Annotated in this window: 7 protein-coding genes; 5 read left to right on the top strand and 2 right to left on the bottom strand. The window is 75.1% G+C overall.

Translation table 11 applies throughout. The features are described 5' to 3' along the window. Positions 1–179: 179 nt before the first annotated feature. On the bottom strand, positions 180–1,148 hold the full coding sequence (locus ACFVS0_RS20280; protein ID WP_430552025.1) for an FKBP-type peptidyl-prolyl cis-trans isomerase: 969 nt from the start codon (positions 1,146–1,148) through the stop codon (positions 180–182). A 128-nt stretch (positions 1,149–1,276) separates the two neighbouring features. On the opposite strand from ACFVS0_RS20280, the gene ACFVS0_RS20275 reads away from it, so the two are divergent. The 3 genes from ACFVS0_RS20275 to ACFVS0_RS20265 all read left to right on the top strand — a co-directional run bounded on the left by ACFVS0_RS20275 (position 1,277) and on the right by ACFVS0_RS20265 (position 3,350). Continuing rightward, positions 1,277–1,576, top strand: coding sequence for a hypothetical protein (locus tag ACFVS0_RS20275; RefSeq protein ID WP_430552026.1), 300 nt, complete (start codon positions 1,277–1,279; stop codon positions 1,574–1,576). 50 nt (positions 1,577–1,626) lie between these two features. Then, on the top strand, positions 1,627–2,388 hold the full coding sequence (locus ACFVS0_RS20270) for an alpha/beta hydrolase (RefSeq protein WP_430588973.1): 762 nt from the start codon (positions 1,627–1,629) through the stop codon (positions 2,386–2,388). A gap of 116 nt (positions 2,389–2,504) precedes the next feature. Continuing rightward, positions 2,505–3,350, top strand: a complete 846-nt coding sequence (locus ACFVS0_RS20265; protein WP_430588972.1) for an alpha/beta fold hydrolase — start codon at positions 2,505–2,507, stop codon at positions 3,348–3,350. A gap of 127 nt (positions 3,351–3,477) precedes the next feature. Here ACFVS0_RS20265 and ACFVS0_RS20260 read toward each other — a convergent pair whose 3' ends face one another. Beyond that, complete coding sequence (locus tag ACFVS0_RS20260) at positions 3,478–4,983, bottom strand: hypothetical protein (RefSeq protein ID WP_430588971.1); 1,506 nt, start codon at positions 4,981–4,983, stop codon at positions 3,478–3,480. A gap of 307 nt (positions 4,984–5,290) precedes the next feature. On the opposite strand from ACFVS0_RS20260, the gene ACFVS0_RS20255 reads away from it, so the two are divergent. Together ACFVS0_RS20255 and ACFVS0_RS20250 are read left to right on the top strand one after the other, a co-directional pair. After that, complete coding sequence (locus ACFVS0_RS20255) at positions 5,291–6,703, top strand: hypothetical protein (RefSeq protein ID WP_430588970.1); 1,413 nt, start codon at positions 5,291–5,293, stop codon at positions 6,701–6,703. Beyond that, complete coding sequence (locus ACFVS0_RS20250) at positions 6,700–7,713, top strand: hypothetical protein (RefSeq protein WP_430552031.1); 1,014 nt, start codon at positions 6,700–6,702, stop codon at positions 7,711–7,713. The genes ACFVS0_RS20255 and ACFVS0_RS20250 overlap by 4 nt, the downstream gene beginning before the upstream one ends. Positions 7,714–7,727: the final 14 nt, after the last annotated feature.

Raw genomic sequence — 7,727 nt, 5'->3', positions numbered from 1 at the left:
GTTTTGGTGGGGGTGGGTTTTTTACTCGTGGCACCCGAGACACCCCGCGACGGCGGCCCCTTGTGACCGGGGGCCCGCCGTCGTGGTGGGGCCGACCTGCGGCCGACCTGCAGCCGACCTGCGGCCGACCTGCACGGCCGTCGTCGTGACGTGCTCGACGTCACGACGACGGCGGGAGGTCACTGCGCGTCGAGGATGTCCACGACGAAGACCAGCGGCTGGCCGGCGAGCTCGTTGTCGTCGCTCTTCTCGGCGCCGTACGCCTGGTCGGCGGGGATGACGAGCAGCACCTGGCTGCCGACGGTCTGCCCGGCGAGGCCGTCCGTCCAGCCGGCGATGACCTGCTGGAGCGAGAACGAGCTCGGGGTGCCGCGGTCCCACGACGAGTCGAACGACTCGCCGTCGAGCGTCCAGCCCGTGTACTGCGCGGTGACCGTCTGGTCCTTCTCGACCTTGGCGCCGTCGCCCTTGATCAGGGTCTGCGCGACGAGGTCCTTGGGCGCCTCGTAGCCGTCCGGGATCTCCACCGAGGGCTTGCCGGAGTCGTCCAGCGTGACCGCCGGCAGGCCCTTCTCGGGCTCGACGGCCGTGCCCTCGGCGCGCGTCGGGATCTTCGTCGCGTCCGTGATCTCGACGAGGTTGACCATGGTCGCCGTCGAGCCGTCCTGGCCCTGCACGGGGTTGGCCACGAGGAGGCGCGTCCCGACCTTCTGCCCGGTCAGCGGCTCGGTCAGCACGCCGTAGTTCGCGTCGCCGAGGATGAAGCTCTGCGGGGTCTTCTGCTCCCAGGTGGAGCCCTGGGTGGAGCCGTCGGTGCCGAGGAAGGCGACGGTGTCCATGGTGATCTTCATGCCCTCGGTGAGGTCGGCGCCGTCGCCCTCGTCGATCACGCGCGACGTGGGCACCGAGACCTCGAGCGGGGTCTTGAAGGTCACCTTCGGCTCCGCACCGGCCTTGCCCTCGACCTTCACGGTCTCGAGCGCGGCGACGTCCTCCTTCGTCGGCTCCGGAGCCTCGGTGGCCGGGGACGACGACGCGGAGGCGGACGGCGTGGCGCCGTCACCGGAGGAGTCGTCGGCGCAGGCGGTCAGGGTCAGGGCCGCGGCCAGCGCCAGCGCGGCAGCGGCGGCGGACGTGCGGAGCTTCACGGGGAGTCCTTCGGTCGGCGGGGACGAACCGGGCCACTGTAACGGCACGACCTGACCGCGCCGTCCAGGGTCCGCCGGGACCACCGCCGTGCGGACCGGCCGGCCCTCGCCGGGCGACAATGGGTGCCATGCCGTCCCGCCGACCCTCCCGCAAGCGCCCCTGGGGCGCCGAGACCCCGCCGCTCGACCTCGACCGTGCCCTCGGCGGCGTGCGGCGGGAGAGCGCGGCGGACGGCGAGTGGACGGTGCGGCGGCTGCGCGGCGGGGACAAGGCGTACCGGTGCCCCGCGTGCCGGCAGGAGATCCCGGCGGGCACCCCGCACGTCGTCGCGTGGCAGCGCGACGCGGTCGGGGGAGAGGCCGCGGGCCTCGAGGACCGCCGGCACTGGCACTCCTCCTGCTGGGAGCGGCGCGCCCGGCTGCGCTGAACGCCCCGCAGGACCGGCCTGGAACGCCCGGCCGAACTACGCTGGAGGCGATGAACGACGACGCCACCGGCCACCAGATCCGCTCCCTCACGATGCTCCCCGCCCGCCGTGAGGACGTCGAGCTGCACACCGCGGACGGGCTCACGCTCGTCGGCGAGCTCGCCCTCCCGGCCGACCGGGACCCGGTCGCGACCCTCCTCACGTTCCACCCCCTGCCCACGCACGGCGGTTACATGGACTCGCACGTGTACCGCAAGGCGGCCTGGCGGCTCCCCGCGCTCGCGGACCTCGCCGTCCTGCGCTTCAACACCCGTGGCACGTCCTCGCCGCGCGGCACGTCCGACGGCGCGTTCGACGGCGGCGAGGCGGAGCGCTACGACGTCGCCGCCGCGATCGAGCTCGCAGAGTTCCGCGAGCTGCCGCGGCCGTGGCTCGTCGGGTGGTCGTTCGGCACGGAGCTGGTGCTCAAGCACGGCACCGACCCGGCCGTCGAGGGCGCGATCCTGCTGTCGCCGCCGCTGCACCGCGCCACGGACGCCGACCTCGACCGCTGGGCCTCCTTCGGCCGCCCGCTGGTCGTGCTGGTGCCCGAGCACGACGACTACCTGCGTCCCGACGAGGCCCGCCGGCGGTTCGTGCGCGTCCCGCAGGCCGAGGTGATCGGCGTCGACGGCGCGAAGCACCTGTGGGTCGGGGAGCCGGCGGTGCGCCGGGTCCTCGACGAGATCGTCGGGCACGTGCTGCCCGGCCACGCCCCGCTGCCCACGCACTACGACGGCGAGGCGCAGCAGGCAGAGACGGTGCCGCGGTGACACGGCACACCACCCGCAGCGGCCGGCTCGGCCCGCCGAGGTGAACCGCTGACGACACCCCTGACGACACCCCTGACGACATCCCTGACGACACTGCTGACGACGAGGAGTCGACGATGACCACCCCCTCCGCGCTCCTGGCGACCTACCCGCTCCACGACGGGGCGGGCACGCCGGTCCTGCTGCTGCACGGCTTCCCGCTGGACCACCGCATGTGGGCGGCCGCGGCGCAGGCCCTGCCCGAGGGGGTGCGCGCCCTCGGCGTGGACCTGCCCGGTCAGGGGCACTCCGACCTCGGCGGCATCCCGGCGCGGCTCGAGGACGTCGCCGACGCCGTGCACCGCACCATGCGGGAGCAGGGCGAGGGCAACGCGGTCGTGGTCGGTCTGTCGATGGGCGGCTACGTGGCGCTCGCCCTGGCGGAGCGCCATCCGGGGTTCGTCGTCGGGCTCGGGCTCGTCGACACCAAGTCGACCGCCGACCTCGACGCCGCGCGCGCCAACCGGCTGCGGATCGCCGACGCCGTCACCGCGGGGCAGACGCTCGACCCGGTGCTCAGCATGCCCGGCGCGCTGCTCGGGCCGACGAGCGTGGAGCGGCGGCGGAACCTCTTCCCGCTGCTGGAGTCCTGGATCCGTGCGCAGTCGCCGTCGGGCGTCGCCTGGGCGCAGCGCGCGATGGCGGCCCGTCCGGACCGCACCGACGTGCTGCGCACGTTCGACGGCCCCGTCTCCGTGGTGGTCGGGGCGGAGGACCAGGTGACCCCGCTCGTCGAGGCCGAGCACATGGTGCACGCCGCGCGGGACGGCGCGCTCACCGTCGTCCCGGCCGCCGGTCACATGAGCGCGGTCGAGGACCCGGCGACCGTCGCCGCCGCGATCGCGCTGCTGCACCGGCGCGTGGCCGAGCGCACCAACCCGCCCCGCTGGCCCTGGCAGTACCGCCCGGCCCCGACCAGCTGACGCGCCGGGCGGACGAGACGCCGCGGGCCCGCCACCGAACGGGGGGGGGGGCGGGGGGTGGGGGGGGGGCCAACGGGTGCCGCTCGAGGCGAACGGTGGCGGGCCCGCGGCGTCGGGGCGTGGTCGCTCAGGCCTTGGACGGGGCCGGAGACTCCTCCTCGACGTCGGCCTCGGCCTCGGTCGTCGCCTCGGTCTCGGTCTTCGCGGCGGTGTCGTCGCCGTCGGCGGTGTCCTGGGGCGCCGCGTCGTCCGGCTGCGCGTCGAGGGCCTCGGCTCCCTGCTCGTCCGCCTGCTCGTCGGCCTCCGGCTCGACGTCGGCGGTCTCGTCGACCGTCTTCGCCTGCGGGGCCGGGGGTGCCGGGACGGCCTTCTGCACGAGGGCGACGGGCTGGCCCGCGCCGGCCGGGGTCTCGGACTTCTCCGTGCCGAGCAGGCCGCGGAGCTCCTCGAGGTAGGAGTTGATCGAGTCGTGCCGGCGGGTGAGGTCCTCGAGCTGGCGGGTGGCCGTGGAGCGGTGGTTCTCCGCCTCGACGCGCGCGTCGTTGACCATCTGCTCGGTGAACTCCCGCGCCTCGGCGACGATCCCGTCCGCGGTGCGGCGGGCGTCCGCGACCAGGGACTTCACGTACGCGTCGGACTCCGCGCGGACCTTCTCCGCCTGCTGCAGGGCCAGGGCGACGCGCTGCTCGGCCTCCGCCGCGTGCTCCTCGGCGGCGCGGACGAGCAGGTCCGTCTCCTGGCGTGCGGTCTCGTGCCGCGCGGCGGCCTCGTGCTCCACCTGCTCGCGGCGCTGCGCGATCTCGAGCTCGGCGTCGGCCAGCGCGGCACGGGCCTGCTCGCGCAGCTGCTCGAGCTCGGTCGTCACGGCGTCGGACGCCTCGGCGGCCTGGTGCTTGGCCTCGGCGACGATGCGGGCGGCCTCGCGGCGGGTGCGCTCCAGGAGATCGCTCGACTCGCGGTCGGCCTCCTCGCGCTGCGCCGCGGCCTCGGCGGCGGCCTGGGCCCGCTGCTGCGCGGTGTCCCGCTCGGCGGCGACCCGCAGCTCGGTGGTCTCGCGCTCCGCGGTGGAACGCTGGACGCCGATCTCGCGCTCGAGGGTGGCGCGCCGCTCGCTCTCCTCCGCGGACAGGGTGCTGGTGATGAGGGCGGCCTCGCGCTCGGCGGAGCCCACGAGCTCCTCGGCGCGGCGCTGGGCGGCGAGCAGGGTGCCCTCCGCCTCGGCGGCCGTGGTGGACCGGATCTCCTCCGCCTCGCGGCGGGCGCTGCCCAGCAGCTCGGAGGCCTCGGACTCCGCGCGGGCGCGCACCTGGCCCGCGGACAGCTTGGCGCGCGCCATGATGTCGGCGGCCTGCTGGTTCGCCTGCGTGAGGACCTCGGTGGACTGCTCCTCCGCGGACCGCAGGAGCCGCTCGACGCGCGAGCCGAGCCCGGCGTACGAGGGCTTCTCGTTCTCCCGCAGCTGGCGCTGCGCGAGCGCGAGCTCCGAGGAGATCTGCATGGCGCGCGCGTCGGTGCTCTCGACGTTCCGGCGGGCCTCCTCGAGCGCCTGCTCGAGTCGGGCGATGTGACCGTCCACCTGCGGGCGGTCGTAACCGCGCATGGTGATCGGGAAGAGCGTGCGCTCGTCGGACACGTGCAGACCTCCGTACATGGTGGGTGCCCCGGCGTCGCCAGGATAGTGGCGGGGGCAGGGCGCCGATACTCGGGACATTCTGGCCCTCGCGGGACGAGTCGGACATCCTCCCACGCCGGGTCGGTGCGGCGCCACGGCGTCGCCACGGCAGTGTTCCACGGGTCGTGACGACGCGCAGGAGCCCGGGCGCGTCGGTCGTACGCGAGTCGTGAAGGGTTGGTGAACCGCACCCTGCCAGGGCGGTCACGTGGACGGAGCCCGCCGCGCCGTCCCTATGCTGGACTGTCCACGTCGAAGGGAAAGCTCGGTGCTGCAACGCATTCTGGGCGGTGTCCTGGTCCTGGTCGGACTGGCAGCCGCCGCGCTCGGTGTCGCCTCGGCCACGGTCTGGCGCGACACCGACACGGTGGTCGCCACGGCCAAGCCGACCGGTGACGGCACGCTCGTCGTCACCGACCCCGGTGTCCTCGGGCTCGTCGGTGGCGACGTCACCGTGAGCGCGTCCGTCCCCGAGGGTCAGAAGGTCACCCTCGCCGTCGGTCGCGACGTCGACGTCAAGGGGTGGGTCGGCAACGACCCGTACTCGCGCGTGACGGGTCTGAGCGACTGGGAGAACCTCTCCGTCGCGGCGGGCGAGCCGGCCGACGCCGACGCCGAGACCAACGAGGCGCCGGAGTCCGGCCCCGACCCGGCAGGGTCGGACATGTGGGTGGCCGAGGCCTCCGACGAGAACAGCGTCACGCTGCGCTGGAGCGACCGCCCCGGCAGCTGGACGCTCCTCGCCGCCGGCGTCGGCAAGGGCGCGCAGGCGCCGACCCTCGAGCTCAGCTGGCCGCGCACCGTGAGCACGCCCTACCTGTGGCCCGGCGTCGGGGTGGGCGCCGTGCTGGTGCTCGCCGGGGCCCTGCTGCTCGTGCTGGGGGGACGGCGTACCCGCGCCCGCCAGGCCGACCTCGCCGAGCAGGGCGCGGGCGACGAGACCGCCACCGACCTCCACGACGGGCCGTCGGCAGGTGGCCTCGGGGCGCCGTTCGCCCCGGTGCGCCCGTCGACCGAGTCCGCCGGCCCCTGGTCGCCGGCGACACCCGCCGGGCCGTCGGTGGACGACGTCCCGCCCGTCGAGCCCGCGCCGGACGGCGAGAGCGAGGACGACTCCCGGGAGGACGGCACCGCCCGCGACTCGGCCTCCGGCACGGCCGAGGTACCGCTCGCCGGCCGGCTCCTGCGCCGGTCGCGACGCCGCCAGCGCGAGGAGACCGCCGACGCGGCTGTCGACGCACCGGCGTCGTCGGCCGACCCGGCGCCCGAGGCGACGCCGGTCGGCGTCGACGCGGCGGCGCCCGCGCCGTTCGGCAGCCTGCCCGCCCCGGCGGTGCCGGTGCCGGCGGAGGCGTCCGTGCACGAGCCCGTGCCGGCCGAGCCGACGACCGCCACCGGCGCCCTGCGCATGACGCGGCGGGAGCTGCGTGCCCAGGAGGAGGCCCGGCGGGCCGCGGAGCAGGGCGGGATGACCCGCATGCTGCGCGCCATCACGGGCTCGATCCCCACGGTGCGCCCGGCGCAGCCCGACCAGGCGTCCGAGCAGGGCGCACCCCGACCCGACACCTCCACGCCCGCGGGGCGCGCCGCTGCCTGGCGCGCTACCTGGGGCTTCGGCGACGCCACCCGCACCGGGCAGGCCGCCGGCCCGACGACCGACGACGACGGGGAGAACCGATGAACCGCCGTACCACCCGCGGCCTGGCCGTGGCGAGCGCCCTCGTCGTGTCGACGACGCTGCTCGCCGGCTGCGCCGACGAGCTGCCCCAGCCCCAGCCCGGCGAGGCCGTCGGCGGGCCCGTGCTGACCGAGGAGCAGGACACCCAGGTGTTCACCGCGGTCGCGGACACGGTCGCGAAGGCCGACAAGGCCCTCAAGGGCAAGGATCTCAAGGCGCGCGTGACCGGCCCGGCGTACGAGGTGCGCACCAGCCAGCTCGCGGTCGCGAAGAAGCGGGACAACGCGGAGTTCGTCACGGACATCCCGAGCGAGTCCCAGCAGATGATCATCCCCACCACCGAGGGGTGGCCGCGCACGAGCTTCTCCATCACGGCCAGCACCGAGGACCTCGAGACGCCGCGCCTCGTCGCGTTCGAGCAGGGGTCCGCGCGCGCCGACTACAAGATGTGGTCGTGGGTGCAGCTCATCCCGGGGCAGAGCATGCCGTACTTCGCCGACTCGGCCGTGGGCTCGGCCGCCGTCGCGGGGGACGACGACTCCCTGGCGGCGTCCCCGGTCGACGCCCTCGCGCAGTACGCGGACCTCGTCACCCTCGGGGCCAAGAAGTCGTCCTTCGCGAAGGGCTTCGAGCTGCCCGACGGCGACCTGGTCGCGGCCGTCGCGGCCGACGCGGCGGCGTGGAAGGAGGTCGACGGCTTCGAGGAGTCCGGGACCGAGTACACGCAGAAGTACAAGGCGCGCAAGGACGAGGTCCGTGCCGTCCGCACGGCCGACGGCGGGGCGCTCGTCATGGGCGTCCTCGACGGCACGACCACGGTCAAGGCCGAGGACGAGGCCAAGGTGCCCGCCCTCTCCGAGACGCAGAAGGCGCTGCTCGGCGACGCCGCGCAGACCAACGTGCTGAAGACCGAGTACACGGACATGGTCGCGCTGTACGTCCCGGCCAAGGGCTCGGACGAGAAGATCCGGCCGCTCGGGTACTCGCACGTGGCGACGGCGGCCTCGAACTGACGCTCCGCTCGTAG

The sequence above is a fragment of the Isoptericola sp. NPDC058082 genome, from assembly GCF_042885055.1.
Lineage (GTDB): Bacteria > Actinomycetota > Actinomycetes > Actinomycetales > Cellulomonadaceae > Isoptericola.
The sequence above is the reverse complement of the archived record's forward strand: the minus strand, read 5'-3'. Positions and strand labels throughout refer to the sequence as shown.